Raw genomic sequence first — 16,736 nt, 5'->3', positions numbered from 1 at the left:
ATTTTAGAATGAAACATTGACACCAAACACATATTGTCTGGACTCCGGATAAGACCCTGGAGTCAGTTCGGGACTATAAGATTTAAACTCCGTAAATGTCAGCAAGTTAGTAGCAGTTGCATACAATCGTAATTTATGAATCGGAGTATTCTTCAATAGTCGGGTGGGGAAAGTATATCCCAGTTGTAAGGTGCGTAAACGGATATAAGAAGCATCCTGAATGGCAATGGCACTCAAATATGCAGGGTCCGCACTATAAGAAGGACGTGGGAATTTGTTCGAAGGATTGAACGGAGTCCAATAATCCACCTTCACCCCATTCAATTTTCCACGTAAAGAACCACCGGAATTATACTCGTACAAATAACCGTTCTTAATCTTTCTGCCGGAAACTCCATACCAGTCCATGAACAGGTCAAATCCTTTCCAGTTCCATGTAGAAGAAAGGGAGAGTGTAAACTTCGGATCTTTACGGATAGGTACCCTGTCATCAGCTGTAATCTTTCCATCCCCGTTGTTATCACTCACCTTGACCATTCCCGGTTCAATAGCGCCACCGTAATTAATCGGACTGTCGGCCACACCGTCATTATCACTGTCATAAGTATTTTTCGGTGTATAGACCAGATTTCCCGTACCATCACGAGTGATATCAAAATCATCATACTGAAAAATTCCATCTATCAGATAATCATAGTATACATTGATCGGTTCTCCGATAATCCATCCCTGGGCTACCTGACTTGCCGGTTTCCCGTTCTCATCGAGAGTATCGTCAATACGGACAATTTCATTCTTATACATGCTGAAATTAGTTCCGAGTGTCCAGGTAAATTCTTTCATACGTACCACATCACCATTTAAAGAAAGATCGATACCGCTGGATTTTGTCTTTCCCAGATTATCTAGCATGGTAGTATATCCGAGTGACGCATTCAGGGAACGTTTTACCAACAAATCCTTCGTATGAGTATTATAATACTCGACCGTACCATTCAGACGCCCATTGAAGAAACTAAAATCAAGACCAAAGTTAGCTGTTGCAGACTGTTCCCATTTCAAGTTTGGATTAGAAAGTTCCTTGCCCGGCAAATATCCCATTTGAAAAACATCTCCAAACTCATATCCTTTATTATCAGCCAGTCCCAAAGTAGTATAATTACCGATACCATTCTGATTACCTACAATACCATAACTCACACGCAGTTTCAGGTTATCAATCCACGACACATCTCTTAGGAAACTCTCCTGATTGACACGCCAGGCAAAAGCTGCCGACGGGAAAGTTCCCCATTTATTTTCTTTTCCGAAACGGCTGGAACCGTCACGGCGGACAGCCACGTTCAACAAATAACGATCTAAAAGTGAATATTGCGCCCGGGCCATGAACGACACCAGGTTATTTTCATTAAACTGACGACGGGGCTTGCCTGTAAACTCACCTTGAGAAATGAAGTTCCAGTCTTTATCCACCGGAAGATTCTCAACCGAGTACCCGATAGACTTCGAACCATTATGGTCGACAGACTGAACGCCGGTCAATGTCAACTGGTGTTTCTTGTTCCGGATAGGCACTTTATAGGTCACAATATTCTCAACCAGCCAGTTCTGTGTACGCGATTCGTCAAGAACGGCCGTTCCTCCGCCTCCCGGATATTGGGAATCTTTATAAGAACCGTCTTCAGACGTCTGATTATAAACAGAAGTATTCAGACGATAATTGAATCCCTTGAAAGGTTTCACATCCATAAAAAAGTTCAGGCGGTAATTATCACGAGTTACTTCACGTCCATAATGTTCGGCACGGTACAAAGGATTATAATTTCCTTCCGAGTTGATATATTTTGTATACTTGCCATCCGCATCATATATCTCCGCCAATGGAGAACTGGTAATAAAATCATTAAAGTTACCATCCTCACGGTCTTGTTTTGTCATCGCATAAGAAGAATTGATACCGAAACTAATCCATTTGGCTATTTCAAAGTCCAGATTCAGTCTTAAAGAAAACTTCTGATACCCCGATCCGGTAACCACCATTCCTTGTTGGTCAAAGTAGTTGGCACCTGCCGATACTTTGATTTTTTCTGTTCCTCCACGTACACTGACGTCGTGATTATGATAGATTGCATTTCTAAACATTTCTTTTTCCCAGTCGATAAACTTTCCGCTGGCCCATACCCGTTGCATCACCTCGTCTTCCAACGCTTCGGCTATAGAAATCTCACGCGCATCAATTATTCCTTTATCATGCGCCTTTGCTTCACGACGAAGCTGCATATATTCTTCGGGAGAGTAGAAATCAAAATTTCTCCAGAGAGATTGAATACCCAGATAGCCATTATAGTTGACTTCCACTTTTCCGGCTTTACCACGTTTGGTAGTCACCAGTACCACACCGTCACTGGCGCGTGCACCATAAATAGCCTGTGACGCAGCATCTTTCAGGATTTCAACCGATTCAATATCATCCGCACTCAACGTACTGAACTCTGTTGCACTGGAAGGAGAACCATCTATAATATATAAAGGTGCATTGTCCGCACTGATAGAACGGGAACCACGAATGGTAATCGAAGGAGTCGATCCCGGCCGTCCGGAACTACTCGTTACATTCACACCTGCGGCACGTCCACGTAACATATCAGCCACATTGCCGGCGGGAAATGTTTTCATTTCATCCGCTTTGACCGAAGCTACCGAAGTGGCTACATCACTCTTACGCTGAACTCCATAACCGACAACCACCAATTCATCGAGCATTTTCGACTCTTCCACCATATTCACATTCAGCACCGTTTTCGTACCGACACGTATTTTTTGTTCCTTATATCCTATACAAGAAAAAACAAGGGTAGATTTAGCCGATACACTGATTGAATATTTTCCATTTACATCCGTCACTGTACCGTTAGTAGTCCCCTCCTCCATGATATTAGCTCCGGGGATCGGTCCAAGTGCGTCTGTCACCACTCCAGAAACTCTGACGTTTTGAGCACTAACCTCTAAAGAGATAAGAAAGGCTGTCAGGAACACAGCCCATTTAATTACGATGTTTTTCATACTATGTAATAATTTGAATGATTACAGTGCAAAAATCCCAATTATTAATGATTTCGAATAATAGAATCGTCCGTATAAAAGTTCAAATAGTACAAATCTCGTCAGGCAGAAAGTATATAAAACACTATAAATTAAGAGTTTGTATATTTCCGTCTATAAGCAGCCGGAGTAATTTCATAAGCATTTTTAAAGCACCGGATAAAATAACTTGGATTAGAAAAACCGTAATCAAATGCTATATCAGCAATCAGGGCATTGGGGTCATTCCGCAATTTTTCTGTTGCTTTTTTCAGTCTCAAAGATAAAATAAAGTCATTCGGGGTCTGTCCGGTCAATGCTTTCAATTTAGTGAAAAGCAACGTTCTGCTCATACACATTTCTCGTGCAAAAGTAGCTACGTCAAAGTCTGGGTTATCAATATAAGATTCCACAATCGCCGTAGCATCCATCAACATCTTTTTATCGATCGGATTGAACGGAAGGTCTTCCACTTTAGGTTCGTCGTTTCGAACAAACCGCTGTTGAAGTAGTTTACGAGTCTGGATGATATTGTTACACCGGGCTACCAATATCTTGATATTAAAAGGTTTGGAGATATAATCATCCGCACCTGTCTGCAAGCCTTCCAAGGTGTGTTCTTCCCGGTTACGGGCTGTCAGCAAGACAACAGGTATATGGCTGGTCTGCAAATTACTTTTCAACTTCTCGCACATTTCCAGTCCGGACATGACAGGCATCATGATGTCACTTACAATCATCTGCGGTTGGAGCGAAGAAGCCCGTTCCAATCCTTCCTGCCCGTCAGCAGCCGTATATACCTCATATATCTGTTCAAAAATCTGCGTCAATACCTTACGCATTTCCGGGTTATCTTCTACAATCAGTATTTTCACCGTTTTATCCGGCTTCACCATTTCCGAGATTTCTTGAGGCTCTATTATATAATGTTCGGCAACGTGCTCGTCTGCGGAGGAAGAGACTTCCATATTCATATTCGCATCCCGGTGGAGAGTAACGGTAAAAGAGGTAACTCCATTCAGTTCGCTTTCCACTCCGATGGTTCCCTGATGCAACTCTACAATTCCTTTCGCCATCGCCAATCCAATGCCCGATCCTTTGACAGTTCGTGTGGTTGTTGCCGAATCATCCTGCCAAAACCGTTCAAATACATGTTTGATCTTGGATTTATCAATGCCTACCCCCAGGTTGTTGACTGAAATCACAATGTCATTATCTCCTTCCGCTGACAGCTCAACAGAAATCCAGTCACCAGGCTTCGTATACTTAAAAGCGTTGGACAATAAATTATAGAAAACTTTCTCTATCTGTGTTTTGTCAATATACAAATCAGCTTCTTTCAGAGTGGAAGAAAAGCGGAGATCTATCTTATTCAGTTGAGCATAACTATAGAAAGAGCCACAAATTTCCTCTATCACCGCCACAATATTCTCTTTAGAAATCTTTAGTTTCAAGTATCCCTGCTCCTGCTTGCGGATATCAATGACTTCATCCACGAGGTTATTCATCCGGCGGGAATTTTTATAAATATCCAGAATCTTATTATATACTTCAGGAATAATGTCCTTATGCATCAGGAGCATTTCGAGCTGGCTGGATATAAGTGTTAACGGAGTACGGAATTCATGCGATACATTGGTAAAGAAACGCAGTTTGGACTGGTTCACACTTTCGATATACTCTTTTTCCCGTTTCTCGGCCAATAAAGAGTGCCGCAAGGTTTTTCGTATCCAGAACATACGGATAATATAGCCGGCAATGAGGATAGCTGCCAGCACCATCAGCAAAATAAACCATGCCCGCTGATAAACCGGAGCCTCCACTATCAGCTCAAAACTAACGGAAGGTGCTTCCTGACCGTGAACGCCCACCTGGTCGCCACGGACATGGAAAGTATAATGCCCCGGATGAAGATTGGTATAGGTAATCATCGTATTATCGCCCGCCTTCATATATTCGTTGTCAAAGCCTTCAAGTTTATATTCCAGGCCGATATTAGAAATATTATTCAGGGTGTTACTTGCTATCTCAAAAGTGACGGAAGAATATCTGGGCGGCAATACTAACCGATGTTCATACAGTACGGTTTCTTTGATAAGCCCCAACGAATCAAGCGGTTGTATTTCCGTATTATCCACAAGCACCCGTTTTACAAACACATCATAGTCAACAGACTGTTTGTTCAACTTTTCCTGGGCGATAGAGACAATACCCGCCAGACCACACACGTAAATATCGTGGTCGGACGCAATATAAAGCCCTCCATCATTTACATTATTCAAGGGAAAATCACTCTGTCTGTTATAGTTCTCGAATGTAGTCATTGCCAGGTTGAATTTAGAGAAACCACCATTGGTTGCCACATAGATAGAACCATCCAAAGGGCTCTCCACCAATCCGGTTATAAATCCATTTTCTAATCCCTGTTTCGCTCCGTATCCCACAAAAGAATTTGTCTTCTTATCAAATAGATAAATTCCCGAGCCTGTCGATCCCAGCCATATACGTCCTTTCTTATCACATAAAATGTGGTTGATGTGATGCTGCGCTGTGCTCTGCGCTATTTGGGAGAAAGGATAACTATGGGCAGTGCCCGCTTTGAGGTTGACTCGTATCAGATCAAAAGAGGTAGTCAGCCATAAATCCCCGTCTTTGTCAAACGTCATATCCCAAACCTGCGACAGATGTTTGGCAGCCAACGAAGGGTGTTCGAAATGATGAAGTCGAAGGTGTTTCTTATCCAACACAAGCAATCCTCCCTTGGCAGCTATCAATAAAGAATCGTGGCCGGCAAACTCTATCATTTTCACCAGATTATAGGCTCTGTCAACAACTGTTTTTCCTTCCGGAGTATAGATGTTTTCCGAGATAGATTCTATATGCCCGGTCGACAGATTAATCCGGTTGATTCCCTGATAAAGAGAAGCTACCCAAAGATAATCCGGCTCTTTCTCATAATAAAGAGACTTCACTATCTTAAAAGAAAGCTCTTGAGAATAGACCTTTTTTAAAGGGAAAAAGCGTTTGGTATGTTTATCATAATAGTTCAACCCGCTTCCTTCACTTGCAAACCAGATCCGTCCGGAACGGTCTTCGGCAATGGAACTGATAATATAAGAATTCAAATGACCGCCAACAGCCGTAGACGAGCGGTAAAAATGGAAAGCATCATTCGCTACATTATAATATTGGATTCCCTGATAAAAAGTCCCCAACCATAAAGTCCCCGAAGTGTCGTAATGCATCGAAATAATAGAACGTATATCGGCCGCCTCCACATTCAAGTCATATTCATAATCTGTAAACTCTCCGGTAAACAGGTTTAAAGTCTGCAAACCGGCATAGGTTCCGATATACAGGAGACTATCATTAGCTTGCGTCACATGACGCACATTATTATGGTTAATCGTATTTTCAGCTACCTTATTATGTTTGAAATGAGTAAGTTTTCCATCTTCATCCAACCGTATGAGCCCTCTGTTTCTGGTAGCTATCCAGATACTTCCGTTTCTATCTTCTGTTATTGAATTGACAGCTCCCACATCCATACGTCGGGTGATGTGTGCAGACTGGTCCATACAATATATCCCTTTGGAGGAAGTACCCACCACCACTGTCTGATTCTGACGAACCATGAGACTGTTCATCAATACATCCTCCTCATCCGAAGGAAATGAAAAGAATAACTCGGGCGCCTGGTCGAGGTTGCGATAACGGTAGATTTCCTTTCCGGTAGCTATCCATAATGCATCGTGCGCATAACAGATTCCCGCAACTTCTCCTTCACGCAACACCCTAAAACGATTCAAACGCATATCATAAAGAGTCACGCTCTGCAAACTGCGGATAAAGAGCAATCCAGCTTTATTTCCGCAAACCTGCCTGATATTATTGATATTGATGGAATAGGGATTGGCATTATCCGGTTTGAATACTTCAAACTTACGTCCGTCAAATCGATTCAGCCCGTCTTGAGTGCCAATCCATAAAAAACCGAATTCATCCTGATAGAAACAATTGACCGTTTGATGAGAAAGCCCCTGCCTTACGTCCTTAAAGCGCATATTGATATCCTTCGTCACATTTGCCATGCAACAAAGTCCCGATATGAACAGGCAATAAACAACAAGAAATTTAGCTTTGGCCATCTGTGTTTTTCGATAATTTAGATGCAATATTCGGGAAAATCCAAGATATATGCAAGCGTTTATTCAAAAACCTGATTGCCTATTGCCTACAGACTATTACTCGGAAGGCGTATGACTAATCTCCCTATCGAATAAAATTAATCGTCTGACAGTTGATTCTTTTTCGTCTGACAGTAGTCAGACGAAAGTTCAACAGTAGTCAGACGCAAGTTTGACAACTGTCAGACGATTAATTTTATGCATAAACAAGATTAGTTATCTCTTTACCAAGAAATAGTTTTTAGCATACGAAAGATTAAATTATACTATCAACCGCCTAAACACTTGTTTATCATTGGCGAACTGCGTACTTTTGCACGCCATTAAAAAAAGCAAAACAATGACCAACAAAACCAAAGGTTTTATCTATGGAGCGATTGCCGCTGCGAGCTACGGTATGAATCCTCTTTTTGCACTTCCGCTCTATGCAGCCGGAATGAGTGTCGATACCGTTTTATTCTACCGGTACTTCTTTGCGGCAATCGTATTGGGTATTCTGATGAAAGTGCAGCATCAGTCTTTTGCACTTCATAAGGCAGACGTTTTGCCCTTAGTCATTATGGGATTGTTATTCTCTTTTTCATCACTGCTTTTGTTTATGAGCTATAATTATATGGATGCCGGAATTGCTTCAACGATTCTGTTTGTTTATCCGGTGATGGTAGCTGTCATCATGGGAATATTCTTCAAGGAAAAGATTTCCGCCATTACCGTTTTCTCCATCCTGCTGGCACTTTCAGGCATTGCCTTGCTTTATCAGGGAGACGGCAACAAACCACTATCGACTTTGGGAATTATCTTTGTTCTGTTGTCTTCACTCTCTTATGCTATATATATAGTAGGTGTAAACCGTTCGACATTGAAAAACCTGCCGACCACGAAACTTACCTTCTATGCCATTTTGTTCGGACTATCGGTTTATATCGTCCGTTTAAATTTCTGTACGGAACTGCAAGTAATACCGTCTGCCTGGCTCTGGGCCGATGTATTATCACTCGCCATCCTGCCAACTGCCGTATCACTGGTCTGTACCGCACTGGCCATCCATTATATAGGCTCTACACCAACGGCAATATTGGGTGCTTTGGAACCGGTGACAGCTTTATTCTTCGGTGTTCTCCTGTTTCACGAAAAACTGACTCCCCGCTTAATGATGGGTATTTTAATGATTATCACCGCCGTTACCCTGATTATCATTGGCAAGTCACTCATAAAAAAGATGGGTATGCTGTTGCAGATGAACAAAAAATAATATACTTTTGCTACTTAATCAATCAAAATGCAATTTTAAATCTCAAAAAATATGGTAGACGTAAAGACTTGCCTTGACAATGCACAAGAAAAGATGGATATGGCCATCATGTATCTGGAAGAAGCACTGGCACATATCCGCGCCGGAAAAGCGAGTGCACGCTTATTAGATGGTATCCGCGTAGATTCTTACGGAAGTATGGTACCTATCAGCAATGTAGCAGCAATTACTACTCCGGACGCCCGCAGTATCGTAATCAAGCCTTGGGATAAAAGCATGTTCCGTGTCATCGAAAAAGCAATCATCGACTCTGACCTCGGTATCATGCCCGAAAACAATGGAGAAATGATCCGTATCGGCATCCCTCCCCTGACGGAAGAACGCCGTAAACAACTGGCAAAACAGTGTAAAGGAGAAGGCGAAACGGCTAAAGTAAGCGTACGCAACGCGCGTCGTGACGGCATCGACGCACTGAAAAAGGCCGTAAAAGACGGATTGGCAGAAGACGAGCAGAAGAATGCGGAAGCCAAACTGCAAAAAATTCATGATAAGTATATCAAACAAATCGATGATATGCTGGCTGAAAAGGATAAAGAAATTATGACCGTCTAAAAAATAATGAAGAATTAAGAATGAAGAATGAGGAATTATAATGCTGTATTATTCAGTTGAAACACAGCCTGAATTCTTCATTCTTCATTTTTAATTTATAATTTATATGAAAGGATTAGTAATCAAAAACACGGGTAGTTGGTATCAGGTGAAAACCGATGACGGACAATCTATTGAATGTAAAATCAAAGGGAATTTCCGGTTGAAGGGGATTCGCAGTACTAATCCTGTTGCAGTGGGTGATCGTGTCCGGATTATACTTAATCAGGAAGGCATTGCTTTTATCAGTGAAATAGAAGATAGAAAGAACTACATCATCCGCCGCTCGTCCAATCTTTCCAAACAATCTCATATCCTTGCTGCCAATCTCGACCAGTGTATGCTGGTGGTAACCATCAATTATCCGGAAACTTCCACTATTTTTATTGATCGCTTTCTTGCATCCGCAGAGGCCTATCGCGTCCCTGTCAAACTGGTATTTAATAAGGTAGATGCTTACGACGAAGATGAACTCCGCTATCTGGACGCCCTTATCAACTTATACACACAAATCGGCTACCCTTGCTTCAAAGTTTCCGCAAAGAACGGCACTGGAGTGGCTGAAATCAAAAAAGCACTGGAAGGCAAGATTACTTTATTTTCCGGACATTCGGGAGTCGGCAAATCGACTCTTATCAATTCCATACTGCCGGGCATAGCAGCCAAGACCGGCGAAATTTCTTCTTACCACAACAAAGGAATGCATACTACTACTTTCTCCGAAATGTTCCCTGTGGAAGGAGATGGCTATATCATCGATACTCCGGGTATCAAGGGCTTCGGCACATTCGATATGGAAGAAGAAGAGATCGGACATTATTTTCCCGAAATATTCAAAACCTCCGCCGACTGCAAATATGGCAACTGTACACATCGTCATGAACCGGGATGTGCCGTACGCAAAGCAGTGGAAGAGCACCTCATCAGCGAATCCCGTTATACCTCTTATCTCAATATGTTGGAAGATAAAGAGGAAGGAAAATATCGGGCTGCTTATTAGAAAAAATGCGAGCAGCGTGCTTATAAAACCAATGCTGTTCACACTTATAGTTATAATAGTACACACAAAAAAACAATATGAAAAAAATCTTAGTTTTATTATGTTTCATTTTATACATAATTTCCGCACATGCACAATATTGCAGTATTAAAAAAGGAAGAACTGCTTACTATGTAACAACCGAAGTAAAGGAAGGAAAAACACTGAAAGATACTATGTGCATCGCAGACGTGGTTGATAAAGGTGATCGCTTAATCATAAGAGAAGATGCTTTCGGAGAGCACTATGATTCTCTAAGTATAAAAAGTGGTATCAACAGGTTATTCTATATTTATCATAAGAGTCAAGATATGACCGAAGTTATCCTTTTGGATGGTAAATCAGAATATGAATATCAGAAATATTCTAAGAACATATATGCAGAAGGACGAATTAGCATACCTTTAAAGGATCATGTTCAGAATGGAGATGATATACCACAGTGTAATTTCTTGCAAAAATCAGGACCAATGACTATGAAAGCTTCTCTAAAAGGAAAATATAAAGGACGTGAAACCATACATACTCCTGCGGGAGATTTTGATTGCATTAAAATCTACACGGAACAAAAAGGAAAAGTCATGTTCATTTCAGAAACCGAATATTCAATAGACTGGTATGCCAAAAATATTGGGCTGGTAAAATCAGAAACTATCACTAAAAAAGGGAAAGTCTTGTCAACCACCCTTCTATATGCCATAAAAGAATAGTTCCCTTAAGTGTATGAGCTTATTAAACTGAAAAAGATGCATTAACTTTTTTTCTATCATTTACAGATTAAACCTTTCCAGTCAGGGAAAGTCTAATCTTCAAAGATTATATTATAATTGCCATATACAATACTAAACCATGAATAAGAAGACTAAATGGGGCATCATTATTCTTGTTGGTGCCGGGATTATCGGTGGAGGAATCTACTCACAATTACCGAAAAAAAACGACGAACTAGCAGCCGCCGACAAAGTGATGGGCGGTAATAAAAAAAGAGGAAAACAAGTTTTAAATGTGAACGCCAAGGTCATAAAACCGCAATCTCTGACAGATGAATTCACCACTACCGGTGTACTTCTGCCCGATGAAGAAGTGGATTTGTCTTTCGAAACGTCGGGAAAGATTGTAGAAATCAACTTTGAAGAAGGAACAGCCGTAAAGAAAGGCCAATTACTAGCCAAAGTGAATGACAGACAGTTGCAGGCACAATTGCAAAGGTTGATTTCGCAATTGAAACTGGCAGAAGACCGTGTATTCCGCCAGGATGCTTTATTGAAACGGGATGCTGTCAGTAAAGAAGCCTACGAACAGGTGAAAACGGATTTAGCAACTCTGAATGCCGATATAGAAATTATCAAAGCTAATATTGAACTGACAGAGCTACGTGCTCCGTTTGACGGAGTGATCGGACTTCGCCAAGTCAGTATCGGTACGTATGCGTCTCCGACCACAGTCGTTGCCAAGCTGACAAAAATCGCTCCACTGAAGGTTGAATTTTCCGTTCCGGAACGTTATGCCAAGCAAATCAAAAAGGGTACCAATCTCAATTTCAGCGTTGAAGGAACATTGGATGCTTTTGGCGCACAGGTATACGCTGTAGAATCTGCCATCGATCCGAATCTGCATCAATTTACCGCCCGTGCATTATACCCGAATGTCAATCGCACCCTACTTCCCGGCCGTTATGCCAGTGTACTGTTGAAAAAGGATGAAATACCTAATGCAATAGCCATCCCAACGGAAGCAATTGTGCCGGAAATGGGTAAAGATAAAATCTATCTGTATAAATCAGGAAAGGCCGAACCGGTGGATATCATTACTGGTATCCGCACCGCATCTGAAGTGCAAGTGATTAGAGGATTGCACGTAGGAGACACAATCATCACTTCAGGAACATTGCAACTCCGTACCGGACTCGCCGTAACACTTGACAATATTGAAGAATGAGAATTTATGATTTATGAATTCTGATTTATGATTTATAAGCCAAATAATTTATGATTTATAAGTCAGCAAAATACAGCAAACATTCAGAAATCAGAAATCATAATTCAAAAATCAGAAATCAGAAATCTTCAATCCATAACTCAGAAATCATAATTCAGAAATCAGAAATCATAAATCAATGAACATCTCCGAATTAAGTATACGTCGCCCGGTATTAGCCACAGTATTAACGATTATTATCCTCCTTTTCGGATTCATCGGATACAACTATTTGGGTGTCCGCGAATATCCGTCGGTAGATAATCCGATTATTTCTGTCAGCTGCTCTTATCCGGGAGCTAATGCCGACGTTATCGAAAACCAGATAACTGAACCGTTGGAACAGAATATCAACGGTATTCCCGGTATCCGTTCTTTGTCCAGTGTGAGCCAGCAGGGGCAAAGCCGTATTACAGTAGAATTTGAATTGTCCGTCGATCTGGAAACAGCGGCCAACGACGTACGTGACAAGGTTTCACGTGCCCAACGTTATCTGCCTCGCGACTGTGACCCACCGACAGTTTCAAAAGCAGATGCCGATGCCATGCCTATCTTGATGGTTGCTCTTCAGAGTGACAAACGTTCTCTGTTGGAATTAAGTGAAATAGCGGATCTGACTGTGAAAGAACAATTACAGACTATTTCTGATGTAAGTAGTGTATCTATCTGGGGAGAGAAGCGTTACTCCATGCGCCTTTGGCTCGACCCGGTAAAGATGGCAGGTTACGGTATCACTCCCGTCGATGTTAAAAACGCTGTAGATAACGAAAATGTGGAACTTCCTTCAGGTAGTATCGAAGGAAATACCACCGAGTTGACGATCCGTACACTAGGATTGATGCATACCGCAGATGAATTCAATGACTTGATTGTCAAAGAAGAGAATAACCGTATTGTACGATTCAGTGATATCGGACGTGCTGAACTGGGGCCGGCTGATATTAAGAGTTATATGAAGATGAACGGCGTTCCTATGGTGGGTGTCGTAGTCATTCCACAGCCGGGAGCCAACCATATTGAGATTGCGGATGCTGTATACCAACGTATGGAGCAAATGAAAAAAGACTTGCCGGAAGATGTACACTATAATTATGGTTTTGATAATACCAAGTTTATCCGTGCATCTATCAATGAGGTTAAGTCCACTGTATATGAAGCTTTTGTACTCGTAATCATCATTATCTTCCTCTTCCTGCGTGACTGGCGCGTCACGTTGGTGCCTTGTATCGTAATCCCTGTTTCCCTTATCGGCGCTTTCTTCGTTATGTATCTGGCAGGATTCTCCATCAATGTGCTTTCCATGCTCGCCATCGTACTATCGGTGGGACTGGTGGTAGATGACGCCATCGTTATGACAGAAAATATCTACATCCGTATAGAGAAAGGAATGACCCCGAAAGAAGCGGGAATAGAAGGAGCCAAAGAAATTTTCTTTGCCGTTATTTCCACCACTATTACGCTGGTAGCGGTATTCTTCCCTATCGTCTTTATGGATGGAATGACGGGACGATTATTCCGTGAGTTCAGTATCGTTATTTCGGGTTCGGTGATTATATCCTCATTTGCCGCATTGACTTTCACTCCGATGTTGGCAACGAAGTTACTCATTAAACGGGAAAAACAAAGTTGGTTCTATGCAAAAACAGAACCGTTCTTTGAAGGAATGAACCGGCTATACAGCCGTTCGCTTGCCGCTTTTCTTAGTAAACGCTGGATCGCTCTTCCATTTACTTTCATCACCATTTGCCTGATTGGTATTCTGTGGAATGCAGTTCCTGCGGAAATGGCCCCACTTGAAGACCGTTCGCAAATCAGTATCAATACACGAGGAGCGGAAGGCGTCACCTATGAATATATCAGGGATTACACAGAAGACATCAATCAACTGGTAGACTCTATTCTGCCTGATGCAGAGGCTGTAACTGCCCGTGTATCCAGCGGTAGCGGAAACGTGCGCATCACGCTGAAGGATATGAATGAACGTAATTATACCCAGATGGATGTGGCAGAGAAAATATCAAAAGCGGTACAGAAGAAAACAATGGCGCGTTCATTCGTACAGCAGCAGTCTTCTTTCGGCGGACGTCGTGGAAGCATGCCTGTACAATATGTACTTCAGGCTACCAATTTGGAAAAGCTGGAAGAAGTGTTGCCCAAGTTTATGGCTAAAGTATATGAGAATCCTGTTTTCCAGATGGCGGACGTTGATTTGAAGTTCAGTAAACCGGAAGCTCGTATTCAGATCAACCGCGACAAGGCCAGTATTATGGGGGTAAGTACCAAAAACATTGCTCAAACGCTGCAATATGGATTAAGCGGCCAACGTATGGGATATTTCTATATGAACGGTAAACAATACGAAATTCTTGGTGAAATCAACCGCCAGCAACGAAACAAGCCGGCCGACCTGAAAGCGATTTACGTCCGCAGCAGTAGTGGGGATATGATTCAGCTGGACAACTTGATTGAATTGGAAAGTGGTATTGCACCTCCAAAGTTGTATCGTTATAATCGTTTTGTGTCAGCTACCATCTCTGCGGGATTGGCAGACGGCAAAACAATCGGGCAAGGCTTGGATGAAATGGATAAGATTGCCAAAGAAACATTGGATGACACTTTCCGCACTGCCCTGTCGGGAGACTCGAAAGAATATCGTGAAAGTTCCTCCAGTCTGATGTTCGCCTTTATCCTGGCTATCCTTTTGATTTACCTGATTCTGGCAGCCCAGTTTGAAAGTTTCAAAGATCCGTTGATTATCATGTTGACAGTGCCGCTGGCTATTGCCGGAGCTTTGGTCTTCATGTATTTCGGAGATATTACGATGAATATTTTCAGTCAGATCGGTATTATCATGCTGATCGGTCTGGTGGCGAAGAACGGTATTCTTATTGTAGAATTTGCCAATCAGAAACAGGAAGCCGGAGAGGATAAAATGAGCGCCATCAAAGATGCTGCCCTTCAACGCCTCCGTCCGATCCTGATGACAAGTGCCTCTACGGTTTTGGGACTTATCCCGCTGGCATTTGCCACCGGAGAAGGTTGTAACCAGCGTATTGCCATGGGTACGGCAGTGGTGGGTGGTATGGTCGTATCCACTCTGCTTACGATGTACATTGTACCGGCTATTTACAGTTACATTTCGACTAACCGAATCAAAAAACTACAAGAATGAAACAGAAAGGAATCTGCATGAAACGCATCATTTATATCACCATTGCATGTGCCTTCTTATCAGTCTCTTTTGCAAAGGCACAAGTTCTCACTCTCAAGGAGTGTCTGGAAGAAGGATTGCAAAACAATTACTCTTTACGTATCATCCATAACGAAGAGCAGATCAGCAAAAACAACGCAACATTAGGAAATGCGGGTTACCTGCCTACACTGGACTTCTCTGCCAGATATACCGGAAACCTGGACAATATTGAGACCAAGGCGCGTGCTACCGGAGAAATAACAAAGAACAACGGAGTCTACGATCAGACGGTTAATGTCGGTCTTAACCTCAACTGGACTATTTTCGACGGATTCAATATCAGTACCACCTACAAACAGTTGAAAGAGCTGGAACGTCAGGGGGAAACCAACACGCGTATTGCCATTGAAGATTTTATTGCTGCCCTGACTTCCGAATACTATAATTTTATCCAGCAGAAGATCCGTCTGAAAAACTTTCATTATGCAATGTCACTTTCCAAAGAGCGCTTGCGCATAGCCGAGGCTAGTCACCTGGTCGGTAAGTTTTCAGGGCTGGATTATCAGCAGGCAAAAGTGGATTTCAACGCAGACAGTGCCCAATACATCAAACAACAGGAATTGCTACATTCTTCACGTATCCAGTTGAATGAACTGATGGCTAACAACAATGTCAATCAAAACATTATTATCAAAGATTCCACCATCGACGTACACAGCGACTTGCAATTTGATGATTTGTGGAATTCTACGTTAGCAACCAATGCTTCTTTGCTCAAGGCCGATCAAAACACGGTACTTGCCCAATTGGACTACAAGAAAATAAACTCACGCAACTATCCATATCTCAAATTAAATACCGGATATGGATATACGTTCAACAAGTATGACATCAACGCAAACAGCAGAAGAGGTGAACTGGGCTTTAATGCCGGAATAACTGTCGGTTTTAATATCTTCGACGGTAATCGTCGCCGCGAAAAGAGAAATGCAAGTCTGGCTTTCAAGAATCGTCGCCTGGAACGACAGGATCTGGAATTAGCACTTCGCTCTGATCTCAGTAACCTATGGCAAGCCTATCGCAACAATCTCCAACTGCTGAATCTGGAACGTCAAAACCTGATAACCGCCAAAGACAATCACGATATTGCCATGGACCGTTATATACAGGGGGACCTCTCCGGTTTTGAAGTACGTGAAGCACAAAAAAGTTTGTTAGATGCAGAGGAACGCATCCTTTCTGCTGAATATAATACGAAACTTTGCGAAATATCCCTGTTGCAAATCAGCGGAAAGATTACGAAATATCTGGAATAAGGAAGTAGTTTCCATTTATTTTTTGATTGGGTTAATCTTC

Annotated in this window: 9 protein-coding genes; 7 read left to right on the top strand and 2 right to left on the bottom strand. The window is 42.1% G+C overall.

Annotation, left to right across the window (positions count from 1 at the left end; all coding sequences use genetic code 11):
• Nucleotides 1-3 precede the first annotated feature (3 nt).
• Together AB5217_RS12320 and AB5217_RS12315 are read right to left on the bottom strand one after the other, a co-directional pair.
• The gene (locus AB5217_RS12320) at nt 4-3,063 is read right to left on the bottom strand and encodes a SusC/RagA family TonB-linked outer membrane protein (protein WP_042994444.1); all 3,060 of its coding nucleotides are present in this window, start codon (nt 3,061-3,063) and stop codon (nt 4-6) included.
• Between the two features lie 131 nt (nt 3,064-3,194).
• Entirely contained in the window at nt 3,195-7,229 is a 4,035-nt protein-coding gene (locus AB5217_RS12315) for a response regulator (RefSeq protein WP_032844571.1), read from the bottom strand.
• Between the two features lie 379 nt (nt 7,230-7,608).
• Between AB5217_RS12315 and AB5217_RS12310 the strand changes: the two genes are divergently transcribed.
• From AB5217_RS12310 to AB5217_RS12280, 7 genes are all read left to right on the top strand, one after another.
• Nucleotides 7,609-8,520, top strand: a complete 912-nt coding sequence (locus AB5217_RS12310; protein ID WP_032844568.1) for an EamA family transporter — start codon at nt 7,609-7,611, stop codon at nt 8,518-8,520.
• Nucleotides 8,521-8,571: 51 nt separating this feature from the next.
• Nucleotides 8,572-9,132, top strand: a complete 561-nt coding sequence (gene frr / locus AB5217_RS12305; RefSeq protein ID WP_004299198.1) for a ribosome recycling factor — start codon at nt 8,572-8,574, stop codon at nt 9,130-9,132.
• A 106-nt stretch (nt 9,133-9,238) separates the two neighbouring features.
• Nucleotides 9,239-10,171, top strand: a complete 933-nt coding sequence (rsgA, locus tag AB5217_RS12300) for a ribosome small subunit-dependent GTPase A (RefSeq protein WP_032844567.1) — start codon at nt 9,239-9,241, stop codon at nt 10,169-10,171.
• Between the two features lie 77 nt (nt 10,172-10,248).
• On the top strand, nt 10,249-10,920 hold the full coding sequence (locus AB5217_RS12295; protein WP_032854609.1) for a hypothetical protein: 672 nt from the start codon (nt 10,249-10,251) through the stop codon (nt 10,918-10,920).
• Between the two features lie 139 nt (nt 10,921-11,059).
• Nucleotides 11,060-12,148, top strand: coding sequence for an efflux RND transporter periplasmic adaptor subunit (locus tag AB5217_RS12290; protein WP_032843036.1), 1,089 nt, complete (start codon nt 11,060-11,062; stop codon nt 12,146-12,148).
• 178 nt (nt 12,149-12,326) lie between these two features.
• Nucleotides 12,327-15,359, top strand: a complete 3,033-nt coding sequence (locus AB5217_RS12285; protein ID WP_004316321.1) for an efflux RND transporter permease subunit — start codon at nt 12,327-12,329, stop codon at nt 15,357-15,359.
• Nucleotides 15,356-16,696: a TolC family protein gene (locus tag AB5217_RS12280; RefSeq protein ID WP_080706927.1), complete on the top strand. Its 1,341-nt coding sequence runs from the start codon at nt 15,356-15,358 to the stop codon at nt 16,694-16,696. The genes AB5217_RS12285 and AB5217_RS12280 overlap by 4 nt, the downstream gene beginning before the upstream one ends.
• Nucleotides 16,697-16,736: the final 40 nt, after the last annotated feature.

Origin of the sequence: Bacteroides sp. MSSM.1001136sp1_RTP21357st2_D2_RTP21359_211015 (assembly GCF_040913205.1) — a bacterium.
GTDB lineage: Bacteria > Bacteroidota > Bacteroidia > Bacteroidales > Bacteroidaceae > Bacteroides > Bacteroides ovatus.
The sequence above is the reverse complement of the archived record's forward strand: the minus strand, read 5'-3'. Positions and strand labels throughout refer to the sequence as shown.

Excerpts from the sequence above, each read along its gene's own strand:
- AB5217_RS12315 (WP_032844571.1), bottom strand. The coding sequence starts at position 7,229 with ATGGCCAAAGCTAAATTTCTTGTTGTTTATTGCCTGTTCATATCGGGA.
- AB5217_RS12290 (WP_032843036.1), top strand. The coding sequence starts at position 11,060 with ATGAATAAGAAGACTAAATGGGGCATCATTATTCTTGTTGGTGCCGGG.
- AB5217_RS12280 (WP_080706927.1), top strand. The coding sequence starts at position 15,356 with ATGAAACAGAAAGGAATCTGCATGAAACGCATCATTTATATCACCATT.
- AB5217_RS12320 (WP_042994444.1), bottom strand. The coding sequence starts at position 3,063 with ATGAAAAACATCGTAATTAAATGGGCTGTGTTCCTGACAGCCTTTCTT.
- AB5217_RS12285 (WP_004316321.1), top strand. The coding sequence starts at position 12,327 with ATGAACATCTCCGAATTAAGTATACGTCGCCCGGTATTAGCCACAGTA.
- AB5217_RS12310 (WP_032844568.1), top strand. The coding sequence starts at position 7,609 with ATGACCAACAAAACCAAAGGTTTTATCTATGGAGCGATTGCCGCTGCG.
- frr (WP_004299198.1), top strand. The coding sequence starts at position 8,572 with ATGGTAGACGTAAAGACTTGCCTTGACAATGCACAAGAAAAGATGGAT.
- AB5217_RS12295 (WP_032854609.1), top strand. The coding sequence starts at position 10,249 with ATGAAAAAAATCTTAGTTTTATTATGTTTCATTTTATACATAATTTCC.
- rsgA (WP_032844567.1), top strand. The coding sequence starts at position 9,239 with ATGAAAGGATTAGTAATCAAAAACACGGGTAGTTGGTATCAGGTGAAA.